This is a genomic window from Actinomycetota bacterium (assembly GCA_019347675.1).
Lineage (GTDB): Bacteria > Actinomycetota > Nitriliruptoria > Nitriliruptorales > JAHWKO01 > JAHWKW01.
In genome coordinates, this window is sequence record JAHWKW010000017.1 from 33,818 (window position 1) to 54,409 (window position 20,592).

The window sequence follows — 20,592 nt, forward strand, 5'->3', positions numbered from 1 at the left end:
GCCCCGGCCGCGGTGACGGAGGGGTCACCCGCCGGTTCGCTGCAGCGCAGCGGCCATCACCGCCCGTGCCATGGGAGCCGCCAACCCGCCACCGGTCGCGCCCTCCCCGGCGTTGGGCAGCACCACCCCGACCGCCACCCGTGGCACCGGCGCCCCGCCACCCGGGTCCGGGGTCGCCGCGAAGCCCGCGAACCACACGTGCGGGGTGATGCGCTGGCCGGGGTCGGCCGTCCCGGTCTTGCCCCCCACCGTCGCCCCATCGATCTGGGCGCGACGACCGGTGCCGTCGCGGACGGCGCGCACCATCAGGTCGCCGAGCTTGGCAGCGTTGTTCTCGGTCATGGCCTGCGCCGTGAACGCCCCGTCGATCCACGGGCCGCTGTCGGCACCGCGGACGCGTCGGCCGCTGCGGTCGAGGACCTCGGCGACGACGTGCGGGCGCATCAGGACCCCCCGGTTGGCGATGGCCTGCACGACCATCGCCGTCTGCAGGGCGGTGGCCTGCACGTCGAAGGCGCCGAGCGCCGCCTGGGCGGCCTGCGGCGGGTCGAGGTCGTCGGGGATCACGCTCTCGACGACCGGCAGCTCGTAGGGAGGACGACGGTTGAAGCCGAACTTCTCCGCCTGTTCGACCAGCGCGTCAGCGCCCAGCTCGACCCCCAGCCGGGCGAAGACGGTGTTGCACGACACGACCAGCGCCTCGGCGAGCGTGAGCGTCCCCCCGCCACGGCACGTCCCGCCGCCGTAGTTGCGGATCGCGTGGGTCGTCCCCGGCGGGCTGTAACTGGGGACGTCCTCGAACGCGGTGTCGACGCTGAAGCCGTGTTCGAGCGCGGCTGCGGCCACGACCAGCTTCATGGTCGAACCCGGCTGGTAGCGGCGCTGGGTCGCCCGGTTGGCGAGCGGCTTGTCAGGATGGTTCTCCAGCTGCTGCCAGTAGGTGCGGATCTGCTCCGGGTCGTGGCTGGACAGCAGGTTTGGGTCGTAGGTCGGGTTGGAGACGTGCGCCAGGACCGCACCGGAGATCGGATCGAGTGCCACGATCGCGCCGGGTCGGTCGCCCAGTGCGTCGTGTGCCGCCTTCTGCGCCGCGGGGTCGACGGTCAAGCGCACCACGTTGCCCGCCGGGTCCTGAGCGCCGAGCAGCTGCGCCAGGTTCTGTGCCAACAGGTCGGTGGGGGTCCCGGTCAGCATCTCGTTGAGGGCCGCTTCCAGCCCCGCACGCCCGAAGATGACCGAGTAGTACCCGACCAGGTGCGCGTACAGCCTCGCCGGGTCGTACCGGCGCAGGTACTTCAGCTGGTGGTCTGTCTCGACGCTGAACGCGATCCGCTCGTCGCCGACCACGATCGGCCCGCGCTGGATCTTGTACTCCTGGAGGAGCAGTCGGTGGTTGGCGGGGTGGTTGACGAACTCGTCGGCGCGGATCAGCTGGATGACGTTGAGGTTGACGAACAACGCACCGAACAGCACGAGCATGACGGTGGCGACGCGACGCACCTGGCGGGTCACGACGGGCTCCGGCGGGCGGCGGCGCGTCCGATGCGCGCCGTGCGGCGGGCCGAGTCACTGACCCGCAGCAGCAGCGCGATCAACAGGTAGTTGGCGATCAGGCTCGAGCCCCCGTACGAGACGAATGGCAGCGTGATGCCGGTCAGCGGCACCAGCCGCGTGATCCCACCCACGATGACGAACACCTGCAGCGCCAAGATCGTCGACAGGCCCGCGGCCAGCAGCGTGCCGACCTCGTCGGTGGCGGTCAGCGCCGCCTTGTAGCCGCGAGCGACCAGCAGGACGAAGCACACCAGCGCCGCGGTGGTGCCCAACAGCCCCAGCTCCTCGCCGAGCACCGCGAAGATCGCGTCGGTCGCCGCGGCGGGGATGTCGGGCTGGCCCAGACCCAGTCCCGTGCCGGTCACTCCCCCGGTGCCGAGCGCGAACAGAGACTGCACCAGCTGGTAGGCCTCATCGTTGATCCGTTCGGGCGCCCACGGGTCGAGCCAGATCGTGAAGCGCTGCCGCACGTGACCGAACGTGGCGTAGGCCATGGCGCCGGCGGCCGCGAACGTGGCGATCCCCACCGACGGGTAGGCCAGACGCCCCGTCGCGATGTACAGCATCGCGACGAACACCCCGAAGAACAGCAGGCTGCTGCCGAGGTCCCGTTGCGCCACGAGGATCGCCACCCCCCCCAGGGCGGCCACCAGGACCGGAGCGAGGTGGCGCACGGGCGGCAGCAGCACCGGACCGATGCGGGTGGTGGCCACGGACAGCAGCGCGCGCTTGTCCTCCAGGTACCCGGCGAGGAACACCACCATCGCGATCTTGGCCAGTTCACCCGGCTGGAACGTCACCGGGCCGAGGTCGACCCACAACCGGGCGCCGTTGATCTCCCGCCCGATCTCCGGGGTCATCGGCAGCAGCAGAAGGACCAGCGCGGCGAGCCCCGCGGTGTACCGGTAGCGGGCCAGCTGGCGGTGGTCGGTCACCGCCAGCAGCGTGAGCGCGAACAGACCGATCCCCACCACGGTCCACGTCGTCTGGGCAACGGCGAGCTCCGTGTCCTGCGCGAAGTCGACGCGCCGCACCAGCACCAGGCCGAGGCCGTTCAACAAGAACGCCACCGGCAGGATCACCGGGTCGGCAAACGGGGTGAGGCGACGCACCGCCAGGTGAGCCACCACGGCCAGGGCGGCGAGGGCCCCGCCGTAGGCCAGCGTCCCGGTCGGCAGGTCGCCGGCAGCCGCCACTCCCATCAAGGCGTACGCGCCGAGCACCACGACCAGCGCCAGGAGGAGAAGTTGCCGCTCCTGGTTGCGCGCCTGCTCGGCGATGGAGGTCCCCGAGCCGCCGTTCACAACGCGGTCGGGGTCGGCGTCGGCGTCGGTTGACGTTGTGACCCTTGCGGCGTGGCGCGGCTCGGGGCGTTGTCGACGATGTAGCGGGCGTCGAGCAGGTCGGCCGCCGGGATGCCCTCCTCCAGTTGCCGGACGTACCAGGGGGGGACGTCTCGGACGGTCAGGTCGGTCGTCTCCGCCACCCAGGACATCTCGATGGGACCCAGCTCGGCCGGGATGCCGTGGTAGATCGCGACGCGCTCGGCCTCGAGTCCGACGAAGAACGAGCGCGACAGCAACCACCAGCCTCCCAGCGCAGCCACGACGATCAACGCGATGACGGCGCCGATCACCGCTGCGACCCGCTGCGCTCGCCCGGATCGGGTGGCCTCGTCGGTGGTCCCGACGGCGCCCGGCAGCTGCCCCCCGAGCGTCCCCAGATGGCCCAGCCGGTCCGCCCAGTCCTCCTCCAGACGTTCGGCGTGGGTGTCGGTCCGGATCACCTTCGCCGTTCCGTCGTCGGAATGGAGCCCGCCGTAGCGCAGCAGCACCACCGTGATGTTGTCGGGACCGCCCGCTTCGTTGGCCAGGTCGATCAGACGCTGCACCGTCGTCTCGGGCCGGTGGCCGGCGTTCAGCGTCGCGAGGATCTGGTCGTCGGAGACCGGGCCGGTCAGCCCGTCGGAGCACAGCAGGACCTGATCGCCGTCAGCCAGGTCGATCGTGAGCGTGTCGACGTCCAGATCGACGTCCACGCCGATCGCGCGCGTGACGATGGAGCGCTGCGGGTGGTAGGCGGCCTCCTCCTTGGTGATCCGGCCTTCCTCGATCATGTGCGCCACCAAGGTGTGGTCGCGGGTCAGCTGAGTCACGTCGTCGTTCCGGACCAGGTAGGCGCGCGAATCGCCGACGTGGCCCACGTGCAGTCGCCGTCCCTCCACGATCGTCGCGGTCAACGTCGTTCCCATCCCGTGCAGGTCGGGCTCGTCCGCGGCCTTGCGGACGACCGCGGCGTTGGCTGCGAGAATCGCGTCGAGCAACGCGGCTTGAGCGCTGGCGGCGTCGGAGTAGACCTTGCCGTCGAGACCCTGGATCGGCAGCAGCGCGGTCGCTGCGGCGACGTCACCGGCAAGGTGTCCGCCCATCCCGTCGGCGACGGCGAAAACCCTCTCGCCGGCGTAGTACGAGTCCTCGTTGCGGGGGCGTACCCGGCCCTTGTGGGTGGCGGCTGCCGTCTCCAGGCGCATCACCGGCTCCCTTGCGAGCCGGTCGCCCGTCGTTGCGACTGTGGCCCCCGTTGTCTGACCGGTCGTGTGTTCGGAGCGGGGGTCATCGACGGACCTCCACGCGGGTCTTGCCGATCCGCACCTGGTCGCCTGCGGCGACGGGGGTGGCCTGGGACACCTTCGCACCGTTGAGGTACGTGCCGTTGGTCGACCCCAGGTCGCGGACGACCCAGCCGTCGCCGTTGGGGGCGACGATCGCGTGCTCGTCCGACACGTAGACGTCGTCGAGCGTCACGGTCATCCTCTCGCTGCGACCGAGGGTGACTGCTTCGTCACGAAGCGGGATGACGCTCGGCCGTCCGTCCGGGGGGTGAACAACGAGCTCGCGTGGTGGGCGGCGGTTGCTGCGCTTCGAGGACGAGCCGGCCACGGCCGGCCGGGGACTGGAGGGGCGGCGACGCGGACCGTAGAGGTCGGCGGTGACGGCGCGGATGGCCTGGACCAGGAACAGGTACAGCAGCGCCAGTAGGACCAGCTTGAGCAAGGTGAGCAGTGCGATCGGCACGGTCGGTGGTCACCTCGGGGCAGCAGGGACGGTACGCACGCGGTCACCCTTCCACGAGTTCAACGACGGCCTCGCCGAGTTCGATGCGGTCACCGGCGCGGATTGCCCGCTCGTTCGTCTCCGTGCCGTTCACGCGGGTTCCGTTGGTCGAGTCCAGGTCCACCACCCACCAGTCGCTGCCGCGCCTGACGAACGCGGCGTGCTGGCGGGACACCGTGGGTTCGTCCAGGTGGATGTCGCAGTCCGAGCGGCGGCCAGCGACCATCCGGGTGCCGGACAACCGGATCTGGGCGTCGCGCCCGCCTCCGCGCACGACGCGGAGCGACGCCTGCCGCCCCGGCGGAGGCGGACGTTCCTCGAGGTCGGTGACGGCTCCGGTGGCATCGGGGTCAACGGCCTCGACCCGTCCGGCCAGCTCGTAGGTGCCGTAGCCGACGTCGTCGGCCGGTTCGATGCGGACCAGGGCCGGCCCGCGGAGCAGCCAGTCGTTCTCCGCGGCCGTGCCCAACACGACCTCGCCGAGCTCCTTGCGGAGCCGCTCTCCGAACGTCGACAGTCGTTCGATGTCCTTGGGGTTGAGGCGGAAGCGGTAGACGTTGGGGACCACGACCCCATCGTCGGTGACGTGGCGGTTGGCGGCGGCGTAGCGTCGCAGCGCCTTGGCCAGCTCGATGGGTTGCAGCCCGGAGCGGAACGCGCGGGCGAAGAAGCCCTCGACGGCATCTTCGAGCCGACGCTCGAAGTCGTTCAGTACGCCCATCGGCGTCCTCACTGCGCCAAGGCGACGTCCACCAACCCGTGCCGCGGCCTCTGCCCGCACCGCAAGCTAGAGCGGACCCGGTCGCCCTCCGGGCCCGCCCCCTGTTCCCTCGATGGAACGCGCGACCCTATCCGAGACGCGAGCCGGCCACCTGTCCGAACGGGTAGCGGGCAGGCGACGCTGCGTCAGCGACGCGCTGACGACCGACCATCCAGTCGGTCACCCCGTCGCCACGCACGGTCGCTGTCCAGCATGTCGGCCGGTACGCTCCTCGTCCGGCGTAAGCCGTCCCGGGCGAGTGGCGGAATTGGCAGACGCGCACGGTTCAGGTCCGTGTCCCCGTAAGGGGGTGGAGGTTCAAGTCCTCTCTCGCCCACCTATCCTGACCTGCGGAAACACCAAAAGCGAGAGCCCCCGGTCTACGCCGGGGGCTCTTTTGGTCACGGTTTGGTCACGAAACGCCGAGGATCGCTGCGGCGGCCACCTCCGCGGCCGACTCGTCGTCGCCAACGAACACATGCGCGTAGACGTCGAGCGTGATCGCGACGCTGGCGTGCCCGAGCCGCTTCGACACGACGTGCGGCGACACCCCGGCTCGCAGGGCGGCCGTCGCGTAGCTGTGCCGCAGGCCGTGGACGCCGATCTCGGGCAGGCCGAGCGCGCGGCAGTGACGCAGGAACCACGTCGAGGCCCGGTCGGGGTGGATCGGACGGCCGTCCTCCCAGCAGAACACGAGCCCCCGGTCGGGGCGGGCTGACAACCCCTCCGCTAACCGCTCCGCGAGTTGACCCTTGCGGTGCCCGCGGAGGACCGCCACCGTCGAGGTGTCGAGCGCGATCGTCCGTTCGGCCGAGCCGGTCTTGCCGTCGGTGGACCACACCGGACGTTTGTCGGCCACAGTGACAGTCTGTGCGACTCGCAGCCGTCCGCCGTCGAGGTCGAGATCGGACCAGCGCAGTCCGAGGGCCTCGCCTCGGCGCAGGCCAGTCGTGGCGATTAGGTACCACAGCGCGTACAGCCGGTCGCCCTGGACGTGGGCGAGGAACGTGCGGACCTGCTCGGCCGGCCATGCCTTGTCTCGGGCTGCCTTCGAGCGTGTCGCTGTGCGGGACGGCGGATGCGCGAGGTCGGCCACGTTGCGGACGACGTGGCCCCGTTCGACGGCGACCTGCAGCGCCCGCCGCAGCATCGTGTGGACGTGCCTCACGCTTTTCGGGGCGAGCGGCCCGCCGTCGCGCCGCCCCGACCGTTCCAGGTCCCGGTACAGCGCGTCGATGTGCTCGGCGGTGAGCGCCTGCAGCTTGACGCCCCCGAGGCGGGGGATCGCGTACGCCTCCGCGCACGTGCGGTAGTTCTCCAGCGTGGTGGGTTTCACGGCGACGCCGGCGAGCCAGGCACGCAGGTAGTCGGCCAGTGTCTGCGGGGAGTGGTCGACGTGGCGGCCCTCGTCGGCAGCGGCTAGCGCCTTGCGTAGCTCAGCCTGTGCGTCGCGTCGGGTGGCGAATCCTCGACGTTTGGCCTGCCGCCGCCTCCCGTCCGCACCGGGCGGCAGGTCGTACACAACCTGCCACCGTCGGCCCCGCTTCGTGTCGTACGACCCGACCGAACCCCTCATCGTTTCCGCTCCTTCTTGCGACGTCGGTAGTTGCGCTGCGCTTGAGCGCGGGCGCAGCCCTTCGAGCAGTACATGACCCCGGTCGTGCGGTGCTGGCCCTGCGCGGCTCGGCCGCGCTGCCGGACGAACACCCGCCCGCACGTCTCGTTCGCGCAGACGTGGGTGGTCGCGTTCTCGGCGACGAGGTTCGCGAGCTGGAGCGCCGCAGCGGCGTACACGTTCGGCAGGCGTATGCCGGTATCCGGGTCGTCGGCCAGCCGCACATGGACGTGGAACGGCGCCAGTGCCGCGTTCAGGAACGACACCCACCGCCCCCAAGAGGCGTCACCCGAGGACGGCGGGGAGAGGCCGACCTCGCCCCAGGCGGCTGCGGGTCCTTTGCCCTGCGTGGCGAGCATCCAGTGGCGTGCGAGCGCCTGCATCGCACGAGCGTGGATCGCGGCGGCCTCGACCTGCACGAGCAGCCCCGGGGCCTCCCCGAGCACTTCGACCGCGTAGACGTCGCGGACGGCGGTGAGCCCCCGGTACGGCCCGGACCCGGACGTCGTTTCACTCGCCGGCAGGAAGGCGAACGGGTCCTCGCCGAGCGTGGTCAGCGGCCCCCATCGCTGGCTGAAGGCGACGACCGCCTCCGGGTCGTTCGCGTCGAGATCGCGCAGCTCACGGAGAACGAACTCATCGGGCAGTTCGACCATGTCCACGAACGCCCCGTAGCGCAGCCACCCACCGTCGACGTGCTCGACGGCGATGCGTCGGAGGGGCGGCACCGGGACGGGGGAGCCCGGCCAGTGCGTGAGACGAAATCGTGACAGGCCGTCCGTCATTCCATGCGCTCCCGGGGTGTACCGTTACGTCAGTTCGGGAAAGCGTACCACGCCCCCGGAACGAGCGGGACAGGAAGGACAGGAGATGACGACACCGAACGACGAACGACTGACCTACACGGTCGAAGAAGTCGCGCAGCTGCTCGGCGTGAGTAGGAACGCCGCCTACGCCGCTGTGGGCGCAGGGTTCATCCCGAGCATCCGGGTGGGCCGACGGATCGTGATCCCCAAGGTTGCGCTCGAACGTCTTCTTGAGCAGTCCGCCGACTCGACAGTCGTGGGCGCGTGAGCGCCCCGCAACGCAGGACGGCCACCGCCTCGCCAGCAGTGGCCGCCCCGAGAAGGGACCTGCATGTCCCCCACCACTACGAACCGTAGCAGGCCCTCAAGACGTGACCCCGCCGCGGATGCGGTCCGTCAGGTACTGCACGGCGACGACCTCGTGACGCTCGGCATCCGCGCCGATGGGCCGCTCGCATGGGCCCCGGACCCCGAACCGGCACCGACCAGTGCGGTGGAACGGGGCCGGCTGCGGGTTCTTGCCCGGCGGCGCGCCCGAGCGATCGACCTCCACCGGCGCCACGTCACCCAGCTCGACCGCGAGCTTGAGGTGGCGGGATGAGCGCCCGCGAGGTTTGTGCGGCGTGCGGCGGAACCGGCGACGATTTCGACGGCAACCCGTGCCCCGCCTGCGGCGGTACCGGGGAGGTCCCGCAGGCGCCGGCACTGGTCGTGACGGCCGCCCCGCCGCTTCCTACCCCACCCCCTGACGGCGAACGACCTCGCGCGGACGGCTGGGTGACCCCGGTACCGCTACGTCGGCGGCTGTCTCCACCGCCGTTCCCCGTCGACGTGTTCCCCGACTGGCTGGCGGCGATGGTGACCGCGACGGCGGAATTCACTCAGACCGACCCGGCCATGCCGGCGGCAGTCGCACTGTCGGTCCTCGCCGGCTGCGCGGGCGGGCGCCTTGAGGTCGAGGCCCGTCCCGGCTGGCGCGAACCGACCCACCTGTTCATCGCGACGGTCGCGCGCCCCGGCGAACGCAAAACGCCAGTGCAGCAGGCGCTGGTCCGGCCGCTGCGCGAAGCGGAGGACGCCCTCGTCGCGAAGGCTGCGCCGAAGGTCGCCGAGGCCGAGACGCGGCGCGAGATCGCCGCGAAGAACGCCGCGCAGGCCAAGGCTAAGGCTGCGAACGAGGACGGTCCCCGCCGCGACAAGCTGCAGGCCGAAGCGGTGTCCGCCGCACTGGCCGCCGAAGCCATAGACGTCCCGACCCTTCCCCGGCTCATCGCCGGGGACGTCACCCCCGAAGCGCTCGCGACCCTGATGTACGAGAACGCCGGCAAGGTCGCGCTCGTCGCCGACGAGGGCGGGATCTTCGACGTGCTCGCCGGTCGCTACTCCGCGATCCCCAACCTCGACGTGTTCCTCCAAGGGCACGCCGGCAGCCCGCTGCGGATCGACCGCAAAGGCCGGCCGCCCGAATACGTCCGCAAGCCTGCGCTCACGGTTGGGCTGATGGTCCAGCCGCAGGTGCTGCGCCAGGTCGGCGGCAACCTGACGTTCGCCGGCCGTGGACTGATCGCCAGGTTCCTGTTCGTGCTGCCGACCACGATGGTCGGCCGGCGCAGGGTCGACCCCGAACCCGTGCCCGAACAGGTCGCGCAAACGTACGGCCGCGTCGTTCGTGGCCTCGCGGAGACGCTGGCCGGGTGGACGGACCCGGCCGTCGTCACCCTGACCGGCGACGCGCAACGAGCGATGTTCGCGTTCGCGCAGGACGTCGAGGACCGGCTCGGACCCGGCGGTGACCTCGACCACGTCGCCGACTGGGCGGCCAAGCTCGTCGGCGCGGTCGTCCGGATCGCGGGGCTGCTGCACGTCGCCCGTCACCCTGACTCGTGTTGCAGGAGGCCGGTCGACGCGGACACGATGAACACCGCAGTTGACCTCGGCCGGGTGCTCACCGCCCACTACTTGTCGGCGGTCGATGAGATGGGCGCCAACCCCGAGGTCGACAAAGCCGAGTACGTGCTCGACGTGCTGCGGCGGATGGGTCAGGACCGCCCCGCCGACCGCCCCGCCGCAGCGGACGGTCCGCTCACCGTCACCGTCCGTGACGTGTTCACCCGCGCGTCCCGCAGCCGCCTGGCGACCGTGGACGACCTCGCCCCCGCACTCGACCTACTGGAAGCCCACGGCTACGTCCGGCGGTTGCCCGCTCCCGATCGTTCCGGGCCGGGACGCCCCCCGTCTCCGAGCTACGAGGTCAACCCCCTAGCACTCGCCGCAGAAACCGCAGTATCCGCAGAATTAGGGGTAGGGCACGGTCCGGCAGGACCCGACAGCAATTCTGCAGGTATTGCGGGTATTGCGGCAGGGTCCAGAGGTGTCGGAGGTGCGCCGTGACAACGTGGGATGAACGGCTCGAAACCGCCCGCCGCGCGGTCGACCTGCTCACCCGCCACGGCCCGATCGTCCCCACCCACGTCGCCGACCAGACGGACGCCGCAGCCGCCGAAGCGTTCGCCAGCTTCCGCCGGCTGGCCGGCCTCGCCCCCGACCTCACCCACCGTGTCCCGCGAGACGACGCCCGCGCGGCCCTGCTCGCTGCGTTCCTCGACTGCCGGGTCTGCCCCCACATCCGCGAGGACGCCCCCGAAGCGCTGTACGTCCGCCTTCCCCTTCGCCGCGCGGATTGCGCCCGCTGCGTCCGCACGATCCGCCGGCCACCGCCCGACGAGGACGACCGCTGCGACCTGTGCGGCACCCGCGGCGTCGTCACGTTCCGGCCGATCGCGCTCCACATGGGGCCACTGCTGTTCACCGGGGACCTGTGCCGGGGCTGCGCCCGACTGGTCATCGCCGACCTCGATGACGACGGCGGAGGCGCAGCGTGACCGCCCTCGACGCCCTCCACGCCGAAGCCGCCGCCCTCACCGAGCAACTGGCCGCGCTGCGCCAAGCCAACGCGGACGGCCGCGTCCCGCACCACGCCGTCGCCGTGGCCGAATACTTGCTGCAGCAGTTGCACCGCAGCATTGCCCGCCTCGAAGCAGACGAGGACGAGACCGTCACCAGGACAGGAGACACCACATGAACCGCCCCACCACCGCCACCGCTCTCGCACTCCGACACATGAACGACAAGGAACTCCGCGTGCTCTACGTCGCGCTGGCCAAGACACTCGACCCCGACGGCGACACCGACCTCGCCGAGGCTGCGTGGCTTTGGACCAAAGCCCGTGAGCTGACCGCCGAACTTCGCCGCCGACACCTCGCCCCGTTCGACATGACCACCCCACCCCAGGCCGACGAGACCCCCGACATCCTCACAGCCGACGACGCCCGCCGCCTCGCTCGCGAGTACCGCGACGTCGCCGCCGCGATGACGATGCGAGGTGACCTCCCCCACCTGCCCGACTGGTACTTGGCGGCGGCAGCCGAGCTCGACCACCACGCCCGCCGACGCGCCAACGAGCTGAACCAGCTCGACAAGCTCGACGCGGACCAGGCCGACGACCACCCCGACGACGACCACCCCGACGACCAGGACTAAGCCTCAACTACACCTGACGACACCGCAGCCACGAAGACCCCGCCTCACGGGGATGATCGCCCCCGCCCCGGCCCAACCCGGCTCGAAAAGTCTGGGTCCGACCCGCTCCTCCCCACCTGCGCCCCTCATTTCGATCGCGTACAAGCTGGGGCTTTGGTTGTGCGAGGTGCGCTTTTTGTGTGCGGGGTGCGCGCACGCGCCTTTACGCCGATCTACCGCGGTGCAACGCCGGTTCACCGCCGTCCAACGCCCGTCTACCTCGGTCGAGGCCGGCTCATCGCGGTCTATCGCCGGTGTGGCCGAGGCGGCGCGTTGAGGCGTGGTGGGACGCTTTACAGCGCCGGTTGAGACGGTATGGTGCTCCGTAAGGCAAGCCGCGATGAGCACTCGCCGACCCCGAGGGGGGTCGGCGTTTTTGCGTAGGAGGACCCGATGCCGACGTTCACCGAGCTGACCTCCGCGGTTCGCCGGGCCCACGCCGCGTACGACCAGGCCGTCGAGGCGGGCGCGTCGGCCGGCGACCTGGACCGGCTGGAACGTGACCTGCGTGACGCGGTCGCGGCCCGTGACGAGCGGCTCGCGGACGTGATGGATCACCTGGAACGCGTCGATGACCCGCCGCCGGCTGGCGGGACAGGAGGCAGCATGGACAGCACCGTGGCGGACCGGGCGGTCCTCGACCGCGAACAGCGTGTCGCGGATTGGGTGGCGGGCCGCGGGGTCGCGCCCGACGACCAGCGCGACCTGAGCTTCGGACGGTGGCTGCGCGGCATCAGCACGGGCGACTGGCGGGACGCCGAACGTGAACGTCGCGCGCTGTCCGAGGGGACCTTGGCGGGGGGCGGCTACACGGTGCCGACGGTGCTGTCGGCGGAGCTGATCGACAGGGCACGCAACGTCGCTGCGGTGTTCCGGGCCGGCGCACGGACGGTGCCGATGGACTCACTGACCGTGAACATCGCGAGGGTGGCGGGCGACCCGACCGCGTCCTGGAAGGCCGAGAACGCGGTCATCACGGACAGTGACATGACCTTTGAGCAGGTCACGCTCAAGGCCAAGACCCTGGTGTCCCTGACGAAGGCGTCCCGGGAGCTGATCGAGGACTCGATCAACGCCGAGGAGGCCCTGCGAGACGCGTTCGCCGCGCAGCTGGCGATCACGCTCGACAAGGCCGCACTGTTCGGCTCAGGGACGGACCCGGAGCCGCGCGGTGTGAAGAACACGACGGGGGTTACCAAGATCTCGGCGGGCGCGAACGGCGGCATCATCACGTACGACCTGCTGGTCGACGTGGTCACGACCGGGTGGAACAGCAACGAGGCAACCGCAGGTGCGGTCATCCTCGCGCCCCGCACCGAGCGCGGCGTCCTGAAGCTGAAGGACGCGAACAACAACCCGCTCACGCTGCCGCAGACGGTCGCCGACGTGCCCCGGTATGCGACGAACCAGGTTCCGGTGACCGAGACGCAGGGGACCGCGACGAACGCCTCCAGCGTGTTCGGGGGTGATTGGTCACAGATGCTCGTCGGGGTCCGTCACGGCCTTGAGATCGAGGTGCTCCGCGAGCGCTATGCGGACGCGTTCCAGCTCGGGTTCCTTGCGCACCTGCGCGCGGACGTCACGCTCGCCAGGCCGGCGGCGTTCACGGTTCTCGAAGGTGTCACCCCGTGAGATTGGCGGGGGACTGGTCGTTCGAGGGGCTGGTCCGGGAGGCGTGCGGCTACCCAAGCGAAGGAGAGGCAATGGCGAAGAAGGCCGAGAAGGCACGGGTCACCGAGACCGAGGTCGGCGGGGTCGAACGGGTGGTGGCTGACGTGCCGCTGCTGGTGGAACGTCCCGACGTGGGCGACGGGGTGTTCACGTTCGTGGCGGCGGGCGACCCGATCCCCGCAGGGCTCGAGGGGTTCGCGCGGCGTGAGGCGGACGTCCCGGAGGAGCCGTCGACTCCGACCGTCGCCTGACAGGCTCGGGGCGACCCGTCGCTGGCTAGGCGCGGGCGCCCCGGAAGGCGGGCGACCGTCGCGTTTTCACGGCCCTAGGGTTTCGCCTCCTCCGGGTCGTGGTCGCGGCGGCGTCCGCCCCACCACCCCGCGGTTCACTCGCTGTCGTCGTCGTGTGCGGCCGGCCGTCGTTTTCGCCGCCGCGCCGCCACGATCGCAACCACGTCCGGGTGCGCGGCCGGAAGGTGCGCCCTGAGCTTGTCGGCGGGGCCCCACCCGTCCGGGTCGTAGACGACCTCGCAGACGGGACACCCGGTCATCGGCCACGGCAGCTGCAGCTGGTCGCCGGAGGGTCGCGGCCGGGGCATGGTGCTAACCGTACCTGCCGTGCGTGGTCACGTCGCGGTCACGGTTTGGTCACGAACGGTGCGGAAACGCCTGGCAGTGGGCGGTATCCGAAGGGACGACATCGGTGTGTTTCCGCTGGTCAGCGGCACGGGGCGGTACAGGGTGGTAGTGGCCGGGACGCGCCTTGCACGGTTCAGGTCCGTGTCCCCGTAAGGGGGTGGAGGTTCAAGTCCTCTCTCGCCCACTTCATCGCTAGCGGGTCCTAGCTACCGGAATCCAAGCAGATAGCTCGATCCGCGACTCGCTGCACTCGGCTCGCTTCGCCCCCCTGTGGACCCGCTGTGGACCCGAAACGCGCTGCGCGGGCGCTTCATGACCGGCATCGTCCGGTTCCTGGCTGAGCGTTCCTTATGGTCCATGGTCCGCCCTCGAGCGAAAGGGTGGTCGGTGAGTCCTCGATGGGCGACCGTGGGTGGGGCTGGGCTGTACTTCTACGCCTCGGAACCACATCAGCGCCCCCACGTCGATGTGGTCGGCCCCGACTGGAACGCCAAGATCGCCCTCGACACGTTCGAGGTCCTGGTTAGCTCCGGCAAGGTCCCGCCGAAGGTGATCCGGCGCACCGTGGAGCTCCTACGCGAGCACCAGGACGAGGCGATCGCCGCCTTCCACGCGACCGGAGAGCATCGCTTCCCAGGTACCCTCGAGTCCGGAGAGAACGACCGTGACTGACAACATCGAACCACTGATCCGCGTGACCGGCGTCAAGGTGCTGGCCCGCTACATCGTCGAGCTCACCTTCGAGGACGGCAGCACCAAGGTCATCGACCTCGAACCGCACCTGTGGGGCGAGATGTTCGAACCGTTGGCCGAGGACTACGAACGGTTCCGTCAGGTCAGGGTCGATGATGCAGCAGGGACCATCGTGTGGCCGAACGGAGCTGATCTCTCCCCGAGGATGCTGTACGCCGAGTCGAAGGCGGTCACTCCCGTCTGACCAAGCGGAGCCGAACGTCAGGTCCCGTAGATCGCGGCGGCGGCGCGGTCGGCGGCGGCCTGGTCGTCCTGCTCGAACACGTGGGCGTCGATCGACAGGGTGATGACCCCCGAGGAGTGACCCAGTCGCTTCGACACGACCTCAGGGGACACCCCGGCTCGCAGGGCGGCCGTGGCGTAGGTGTTCCGACGGAACGCGCTGAAACGCGCTGAAACGCGCTGCGCACGGTTCAGGTCCGTGCCCCCGTAAGGGGGTGGAGGTTCAAGTCCTCTCTCGCCCACTACCCATGCCAGCCCGTACGCCGTTCATCCCGCCTCCCATCGCGGATCCGACCTGATGCAGCTCCCGGGTCGTCAGGCGTGGCGCGGTGGCCGCCAGTCACCTTGAGCTGGCCGGGCGGGAGCGATCACGGTGTCGCCTGCCAGTGCCCGTCGGAACTCCTGCAGCAAGCCGTGCAGCTGGTCGGTGAACCCGGTTCCGATCGTGTCCTTCTCCAGGTAGGCGAACGCCCCGCGGGCCTGTGCCGCTCCCCCTATCACCTGCTCGTCGAAGTCTGACAGCGCCACCACCATGGTCCGCGGCGAACGGGTCAGCACCTGTGGCATCGCCTCCAACCCGTCCATGCGCGGCATCCGTAGGTCGAGGAGGATCAGGTCGGGTTGGTGCTGGGCGACCGCGTCCACAGCCGCCCGCCCATCGGCGACCTCGGCAGCAAGGCGGAACCGTGCATCGCGGCTGAGGTGGCTGCGGACGAGGAGGCGCAGGTCGTCGTTGTCGTCGGCCACCACGACGGTGGCCGGAGCGTCGGTGTCGGGATGGTGGCTCACGGGACGACTATGACTATACGGAGGCGCGCACGCGATCGACCCGTGCCTGCAGGCGGTGCCGCGCACACCGGACCGGTCGGACGTCGGGTGATGTGGTGGCGGGCGGCCGTAACCTGCTACAACTGTCGTACCTCACAGCCGAGAGAGGGGATCTGATGTTGCGCACCCGTAGTTCTAAGTTGACCCGACTGTTCGTCGCCGGCGCCGCCGTCGGGGCGCTGGCCGCAGGCGCCGTCGCCTGTGAAGCCGAGGTGGAGGAGCCGGAGAACGGCGCCGAGACCGAGCTGACTCCGACGGAGACCGAGACCGAGGTCGAGGTCGAGACCGAGACCCCCGAGGCGCCGGCGACCTGATCGCTCGGACCGGGTCGTACCGACGACACCGGTCGTGCGGACAGCCGTCCCAACGGGCGGCGTTCGTGCGTCCGACGTCCCTCCCGCCGCGACACTGCGCAGGCATGCCAGTGGGGCCTGCTGTGCGGGAGGGACCGCGCGGAGCGGGGGCCGGACGGACCGTCCGTCGACGAGATCTGAGACAGGGGCGAGGATGGTGAGCTCGAAACTCATGCGCACTGCCGTAACCGGCGCGGCCACAGCTGCGCTCGCGTTCGGGGCGGTGGCTTGTGGCGGTGGCGGAGGCGGCACGGAGGAGACGGCGCCGCCAGAGACCACGACCGGCGGGGTGACGACTCCTGAGGCGACCGAGTCGCCGGCCCCCTGACCGGGCGACGTGACGACACGCAGGCCGCCCCGGCACCCGCCGGGGCGGCCGTTCTTCGTGACCGTTCCTCGTGTGACCGTTCTTCGTGTGACCGTTCTTCGTGTGACCGTGCGCTCCTTGCTTCCTCCTACCACAGTCGTAGGATGGGCCGGGCCCCGTGACGTGCGGGGCGCGGCCGGATGCAGTTCCCGCCGCGGACCGGACGCCGCACGCTGTGCGGACATCGACGAGCAGGAGGGAACATGGAGCGCACCAGATCGATGCGCATGGCGGCCGTGGTCGCCGTTCTGAGTTTGGGGCTCACCGCCTGCCCCGACGGGGAAGAACCGGATGAGGATGGCTTCGCGCCTGGACCCGGGACCCCGACCCCCACCGAAGAGGTGGAGGTGACCGGGCGGGGCGACGGACAGTTGACCATCGGCCGGGTCCTGCCGGAGTCGGGGTTCCTCGACTACCTGGGCGAATCGATGATCAACGCCACAGAGATGGCCGTCGAGGACATCAACGAGGCAGGCGGTGTGCTCGGCCGCGACGTCCGGCTGCTCGAAGAGGACTCGGGCACCGATCCGACGGTCGCCGGCCCGAACGTCAACAGCCTGCTCGCGTCGGGTTCCGACGTGATCGTCGGGGCGGCCGCATCGGGCGTCACGCTGTCGTTCCTGGATGTTCTGTTCCAGAACCAGATCGTCAACTGCTCACCGTCGGCGACCTCGCCGGAGTTCCTCACACAGCCCAACGCGGCGTTCATGTTCCGCACGGTGGCGCCCGATGACGCGGTCGCTCCGGTCATCGCCGACGAGATCGTGACACGCGACGGCCACTCCTCCGTCGTCATCGTCAACCGCTCCGACTCCTACGGTCAGAGCCTCGCCGACCTGGTGCAGGAGGAACTCGAGGCGCTGAACGCTGAGGTTCTGGCCACCGTGGAGTACACCGAGGAGGAGCAGACCTTCGACACGCAGGTGAACACGGTGACCGAGAACGACCCCGACGCGGTCGTGTTGATCGCCTTCCGTGAGGGCGCGACGTTCCTGCGCCGGCTCGCCGAGACCGACTTCGACGTGTCGGCCGTGTACGGAGCGGACGGCGTGTTCTCCGGGCGCCTGCCGGAGTTCGCGGCCGGCGAGGGCGGAGACGTCTCGATCCTCGACGGCATGAAGGTCATCGGTGCCTCCGGCTCGCAGGACTTCAACGAGCGCCTGAACGAGTTCCTGCCGGAGGAGGCCAAGAGCGAGTTCATCTACGGGGGTCAGTCCTACGACTGCGTGACGATCCTGGCCCTGGCGGCCGAGCAGGCCCAGACCGACGACTCGTCGCAGTTCGCCGACCTGATCCTCGACATCACCCGGGGCGGCGAGAAGTGCACCGACTTCGCGTCGTGCAAGCAGCTCCTCGATGACGGTCAGGACATCGACTACGACGGGGCCTCGGGTGAGATCGAGCTGCGCGAGCCCGCGGGCGAGGGCAACCTCGGCAACCCGACCGTGACCACCTACGCGGTGGCGAGGTACGAAGACGGAGAGCTGACGCCCGTCCGCTCCGAGCGCGTCGACCTCGACATCGGGGCGACACCGACGCCGCAGTAACGCCGTCCGTCGTCCGTCGAACGCAGAGGGGTCGGGGCGGGATGCCTCGGCCCCTCTCGTCTGGCCGCGTCTCACTCGACGCGGGACAGCGTGCCGAGGTAGAGGTCGATCACCTTCTCGTCGTGGAGCAGCTCCTCGCCGGCGCCGGTGTAGGCGTTTTGGCCCTGGTCGAGCACGTAGCCGCGGTCGCACAGTTGCAGGCAGCGACGGGCGTTCTGTTCCACCATCACGATCGAAACGCCGGCCTGGTTGATCGTCTGCACCCGGTCGAAGGTGTCGTCCTGCAGGTTGGGGGAGAGGCCGGCGGAGGGCTCGTCGAGCAGCAGCACCCGCGGCTCCATCATCATGGCCCGCGCCATCGCGACCATCTGACGTTCGCCTCCGGACAGGTCCCCGGCCCGCTGGCTGCGGCGGTGTCGCAGCAGCGGGAACAGCTCGCTGACGTACTCGAAGCGTTCCCGGAACGAGGCCGGTTGAAGGTACGCCCCCATCTGGAGGTTCTCCTCGATCGTGAGCGAGGGGAAGACGTTCCTGGTCTGGGGGACGTACCCGACGCCCCGTCCCACCAGTTCGTGGGGCGTCAGGGAGGCGATGTCCTCGCCGGCCAGGACGACCGACCCGGCTCGGACCGGGACGAGGCCGAAGATGGCCTTCACGAGCGTGGACTTTCCGGCGCCGTTGGGCCCGATGATGCCCACCAGCTCGCCGCTGTACAGCTCGAGATCGCAGCCGTTGAGGATGTCGACCTCGGGCAGGTAACCGGCGACGATCCCCTTGGCCTCCAGGATCGGTCGGCGGCTGTCGCTACGGTCGGCTGCCGAGTCGACCGGCTCGTCGTCTGTCACGATCGGCTCCTGTTCGACGTGTCTTCTCGGAGCGCGGACGGCGATCCCGAGCGCCCGTCTCAGCGGGCGGCGCCCGGCTGATCGTGGTGGCGACCGAGGTACGCATCGATCACGTCGTCGTTGTTGGCGATGCTGTCGGGCGGTCCCTCGGCGATGATCTGCCCCTCGGCCATGCACACGACCCAGTCGCTGATGTTCATCACGATGTCCATGTCGTGCTCGACGAACACGACCGTCATGCCCCGGCCGGGGAGCTGGAGCATGTGGTCGAGGAGGGTCTGGGCGAGGGCCGGGTTCACACCCGCCATCGGCTCGTCGAGCATCACCAGCCTCGGCTGGACCATCAACGCGCGTGCCATCTCCAGCAACTTGCGCTGCCCGCCGGACAACGTCGCGGCGTACTCGTGCCGCATCCCAGCCAGATCGAACCGCTCGAGCTCCTGGTCGGCGCGTTGTTCGATGTGCTGCTCCTGAGAAACCCAGCTGCGCCGGAACAGCGCCCGCCACAGCGTCTCGCCGCCCTGCCCGGTGGCGCCCAGCTTCATGTTCTCCAGGACCGTCAACCGCGACAGGACCTTCGTCAGCTGGAAGGTGCGCACCATCCCCGACTGCGCGACCCGGTACGACGGCCTGCCTTGGATCTCGACGCCGTTGAACTGCCAGGTTCCCCGGTCGCGATCGTCGAACCCGGTCAACAGGTTGAAGAAGGTGGTCTTGCCGGCCCCGTTGGGACCAATCAGGGCGGTGACAACCCCACGTTGGATCTCGAGGTGATCGACGTCGACCGCCACGAGGCCACCGAACTGGCGGTGCACGTCATCGACGACCAGGATCGGGTCGGGTTTGGAGACGCCCGGCTCCGCCGGCACGTCCGCGAGCGTCGCCGCGCGGCCGGAGGTGGACGTGGGTCCCTGCTCAGACATCGAGGATCAGTTCCCGTTTGCTGCCGAAGATACCTTGCGGCCGGTAGATCATCAGCAGGATGACAGCCAGCCCGACCAGCGCCAGCACCAGCGCCCCGATCGAGTCCTCCGTGGCGATGATCGGTGGCACCAGCCCCTGCGACGCGAGCTGGCGGAGCATCGATGTGACCCCGCTGAACAGGAACCAGAAGATCATCGTCCCGATGACCGGCCCGAACGTGGTGGCCGCCCCGCCGACGATCAGGATGGCGTAGGCGAAGAACGTCTGCTGCGGCCGGAACGTCAGGGGCGTGACCGCCGAGGTCTGGATCGTCAGCATGATGCCGCCCAGGCCGCCGATCGCCCCGCCGATCATCAGGCTCTGCATCTTGTACCAGAAGGCGTTCTTGCCGAGGCTGCGCACCGCATCCTCGTCCTCACGGATGCCGCGGATCACCCGTCCCCAGGGGCTGCGCACCAGCAGGTACACGAAGTAGGTGGCCGCCGCGACCAGCGCCCAGGTCACCAGCATCGACCACAGCTGGCCGTGCAGATACGACCAGTTACCGAAGACCGTGTAGCGGCGGGGGGTCAGCGGGTTGAGCTCGTAGAAGGCGTTCGCCACGTTGCGCAGCCCGAACGGCCCCCCGGTGAGGTCCCGGGAGGCGTTCGACCCGAACACCAGACGGATCACCTCTGCCGCCGCGATCGTGACGATCGCGAAGTAGTCGCCACGCAGCCGCAGGGTCGGCAGCCCCAGTGCGACCGCGAGGACCAGCGCCGCCACGATCCCGACAGCGATCCCCACCCACAGAGACAGCCCGAAGATCTGCACCGCGACGCCGACCCCGTAGGCGCCCACCATCGCGAACCCGATCTGACCGAAGTTCAGCAGCCCCGTGTACCCGTAATGGACGTTCAACCCGATCGCCATCAGCGCGAACCAGGCCGCCTGGGGACCGAACGCCTCGCGAAGCGCGTTGCCGGCGACGACGTCCCACTGCATCTGCCGTCAGCTCCTGTCCGCGTCGCCGGCGGT

Annotated in this window: 24 protein-coding genes and 2 tRNA genes; 14 read left to right on the top strand and 12 right to left on the bottom strand. The window is 70.0% G+C overall.

Annotated features, from left to right (window positions below):
- Window positions 1–24: 24 nt before the first annotated feature.
- The 5 genes from KY462_12390 to KY462_12410 form a co-directional block, all read right to left on the bottom strand.
- Window positions 25–1,512, bottom strand: a complete 1,488-nt coding sequence (locus tag KY462_12390; GenBank protein ID MBW3578516.1) for a penicillin-binding protein 2 — start codon at window positions 1,510–1,512, stop codon at window positions 25–27.
- Window positions 1,509–2,858 (bottom strand): FtsW/RodA/SpoVE family cell cycle protein, encoded by a 1,350-nt coding sequence (locus KY462_12395; protein ID MBW3578517.1) that lies wholly within the window; start codon window positions 2,856–2,858, stop codon window positions 1,509–1,511. The genes KY462_12390 and KY462_12395 overlap by 4 nt, the downstream gene beginning before the upstream one ends.
- On the bottom strand, window positions 2,855–4,084 hold the full coding sequence (locus KY462_12400; protein ID MBW3578518.1) for a Stp1/IreP family PP2C-type Ser/Thr phosphatase: 1,230 nt from the start codon (window positions 4,082–4,084) through the stop codon (window positions 2,855–2,857). The genes KY462_12395 and KY462_12400 overlap by 4 nt, the downstream gene beginning before the upstream one ends.
- Before the next feature lie 82 nt (window positions 4,085–4,166).
- Window positions 4,167–4,628, bottom strand: coding sequence for an FHA domain-containing protein (locus KY462_12405; GenBank protein MBW3578519.1), 462 nt, complete (start codon window positions 4,626–4,628; stop codon window positions 4,167–4,169).
- Window positions 4,629–4,671: 43 nt separating this feature from the next.
- On the bottom strand, window positions 4,672–5,388 hold the full coding sequence (locus KY462_12410; GenBank protein MBW3578520.1) for a DUF3662 and FHA domain-containing protein: 717 nt from the start codon (window positions 5,386–5,388) through the stop codon (window positions 4,672–4,674).
- A 292-nt stretch (window positions 5,389–5,680) separates the two neighbouring features.
- Here KY462_12410 and KY462_12415 point away from each other — a divergent pair.
- A tRNA-Leu gene (locus tag KY462_12415) sits at window positions 5,681–5,764 on the top strand.
- Window positions 5,765–5,839: 75 nt separating this feature from the next.
- On the opposite strand, the gene KY462_12420 is transcribed toward KY462_12415, so the two are convergent.
- Window positions 5,840–7,003 carry a site-specific integrase gene (locus tag KY462_12420; protein MBW3578521.1) on the bottom strand — a complete coding sequence of 388 codons (1,164 nt, stop codon included), beginning with the start codon at window positions 7,001–7,003 and terminating at the stop codon, window positions 5,840–5,842.
- Complete coding sequence (locus KY462_12425) at window positions 7,000–7,827, bottom strand: hypothetical protein (GenBank protein MBW3578522.1); 828 nt, start codon at window positions 7,825–7,827, stop codon at window positions 7,000–7,002. The genes KY462_12420 and KY462_12425 overlap by 4 nt, the downstream gene beginning before the upstream one ends.
- Window positions 7,828–7,912: 85 nt before the next feature.
- Between KY462_12425 and KY462_12430 the strand changes: the two genes are divergently transcribed.
- The 8 genes from KY462_12430 to KY462_12465 all read left to right on the top strand — a co-directional run bounded on the left by KY462_12430 (window position 7,913) and on the right by KY462_12465 (window position 13,349).
- Window positions 7,913–8,116, top strand: a complete 204-nt coding sequence (locus KY462_12430) for a helix-turn-helix domain-containing protein (protein MBW3578523.1) — start codon at window positions 7,913–7,915, stop codon at window positions 8,114–8,116.
- 63 nt (window positions 8,117–8,179) lie between these two features.
- Window positions 8,180–8,449, top strand: a complete 270-nt coding sequence (locus tag KY462_12435; protein ID MBW3578524.1) for a hypothetical protein — start codon at window positions 8,180–8,182, stop codon at window positions 8,447–8,449.
- Entirely contained in the window at window positions 8,446–10,239 is a 1,794-nt protein-coding gene (locus KY462_12440) for a DUF3987 domain-containing protein (protein ID MBW3578525.1), read from the top strand. Before KY462_12435 ends, KY462_12440 begins: the two co-directional genes overlap by 4 nt.
- Entirely contained in the window at window positions 10,236–10,730 is a 495-nt protein-coding gene (locus KY462_12445; protein MBW3578526.1) for a hypothetical protein, read from the top strand. The genes KY462_12440 and KY462_12445 overlap by 4 nt, the downstream gene beginning before the upstream one ends.
- Entirely contained in the window at window positions 10,727–10,930 is a 204-nt protein-coding gene (locus KY462_12450; GenBank protein MBW3578527.1) for a hypothetical protein, read from the top strand. The genes KY462_12445 and KY462_12450 overlap by 4 nt, the downstream gene beginning before the upstream one ends.
- The gene (locus KY462_12455; protein MBW3578528.1) at window positions 10,927–11,388 is read left to right on the top strand and encodes a hypothetical protein; all 462 of its coding nucleotides are present in this window, start codon (window positions 10,927–10,929) and stop codon (window positions 11,386–11,388) included. Before KY462_12450 ends, KY462_12455 begins: the two co-directional genes overlap by 4 nt.
- 432 nt (window positions 11,389–11,820) lie before the next feature.
- A complete protein-coding gene (locus KY462_12460; GenBank protein MBW3578529.1) occupies window positions 11,821–13,059 on the top strand; it encodes a phage major capsid protein in 1,239 nt (412 codons plus the stop codon).
- Window positions 13,056–13,349 (top strand): hypothetical protein, encoded by a 294-nt coding sequence (locus KY462_12465; protein ID MBW3578530.1) that lies wholly within the window; start codon window positions 13,056–13,058, stop codon window positions 13,347–13,349. Before KY462_12460 ends, KY462_12465 begins: the two co-directional genes overlap by 4 nt.
- A gap of 134 nt (window positions 13,350–13,483) precedes the next feature.
- On the opposite strand, the gene KY462_12470 is transcribed toward KY462_12465, so the two are convergent.
- Window positions 13,484–13,696, bottom strand: a complete 213-nt coding sequence (locus tag KY462_12470; protein MBW3578531.1) for a hypothetical protein — start codon at window positions 13,694–13,696, stop codon at window positions 13,484–13,486.
- A 130-nt stretch (window positions 13,697–13,826) separates the two neighbouring features.
- Here KY462_12470 and KY462_12475 point away from each other — a divergent pair.
- From KY462_12475 to KY462_12485, 3 genes are all read left to right on the top strand, one after another.
- Window positions 13,827–13,920 (top strand) — tRNA-OTHER (locus tag KY462_12475).
- Between the two features lie 203 nt (window positions 13,921–14,123).
- On the top strand, window positions 14,124–14,408 hold the full coding sequence (locus KY462_12480) for a DUF4160 domain-containing protein (GenBank protein MBW3578532.1): 285 nt from the start codon (window positions 14,124–14,126) through the stop codon (window positions 14,406–14,408).
- A gap of 16 nt (window positions 14,409–14,424) precedes the next feature.
- Window positions 14,425–14,673 (top strand): DUF2442 domain-containing protein, encoded by a 249-nt coding sequence (locus KY462_12485; protein ID MBW3578533.1) that lies wholly within the window; start codon window positions 14,425–14,427, stop codon window positions 14,671–14,673.
- A 353-nt stretch (window positions 14,674–15,026) separates the two neighbouring features.
- On the opposite strand, the gene KY462_12490 is transcribed toward KY462_12485, so the two are convergent.
- Window positions 15,027–15,500: a response regulator transcription factor gene (locus KY462_12490; protein MBW3578534.1), complete on the bottom strand. Its 474-nt coding sequence runs from the start codon at window positions 15,498–15,500 to the stop codon at window positions 15,027–15,029.
- A gap of 179 nt (window positions 15,501–15,679) precedes the next feature.
- Between KY462_12490 and KY462_12495 the strand changes: the two genes are divergently transcribed.
- On the top strand, window positions 15,680–15,853 hold the full coding sequence (locus KY462_12495) for a hypothetical protein (protein MBW3578535.1): 174 nt from the start codon (window positions 15,680–15,682) through the stop codon (window positions 15,851–15,853).
- A gap of 609 nt (window positions 15,854–16,462) precedes the next feature.
- The gene (locus KY462_12500; GenBank protein ID MBW3578536.1) at window positions 16,463–17,806 is read left to right on the top strand and encodes an ABC transporter substrate-binding protein; all 1,344 of its coding nucleotides are present in this window, start codon (window positions 16,463–16,465) and stop codon (window positions 17,804–17,806) included.
- Window positions 17,807–17,877: 71 nt separating this feature from the next.
- On the opposite strand, the gene KY462_12505 is transcribed toward KY462_12500, so the two are convergent.
- From KY462_12505 to KY462_12515, 3 genes are read right to left on the bottom strand one after another with little or no spacing between them, the layout of a single operon-like run.
- Window positions 17,878–18,654, bottom strand: coding sequence for an ABC transporter ATP-binding protein (locus tag KY462_12505; GenBank protein ID MBW3578537.1), 777 nt, complete (start codon window positions 18,652–18,654; stop codon window positions 17,878–17,880).
- A 56-nt stretch (window positions 18,655–18,710) separates the two neighbouring features.
- A complete protein-coding gene (locus KY462_12510) occupies window positions 18,711–19,574 on the bottom strand; it encodes an ABC transporter ATP-binding protein (GenBank protein ID MBW3578538.1) in 864 nt (287 codons plus the stop codon).
- On the bottom strand, window positions 19,567–20,559 hold the full coding sequence (locus KY462_12515; GenBank protein MBW3578539.1) for a branched-chain amino acid ABC transporter permease: 993 nt from the start codon (window positions 20,557–20,559) through the stop codon (window positions 19,567–19,569). The genes KY462_12510 and KY462_12515 overlap by 8 nt, the downstream gene beginning before the upstream one ends.
- Between the last annotated feature and the right edge of the window lie 33 nt (window positions 20,560–20,592).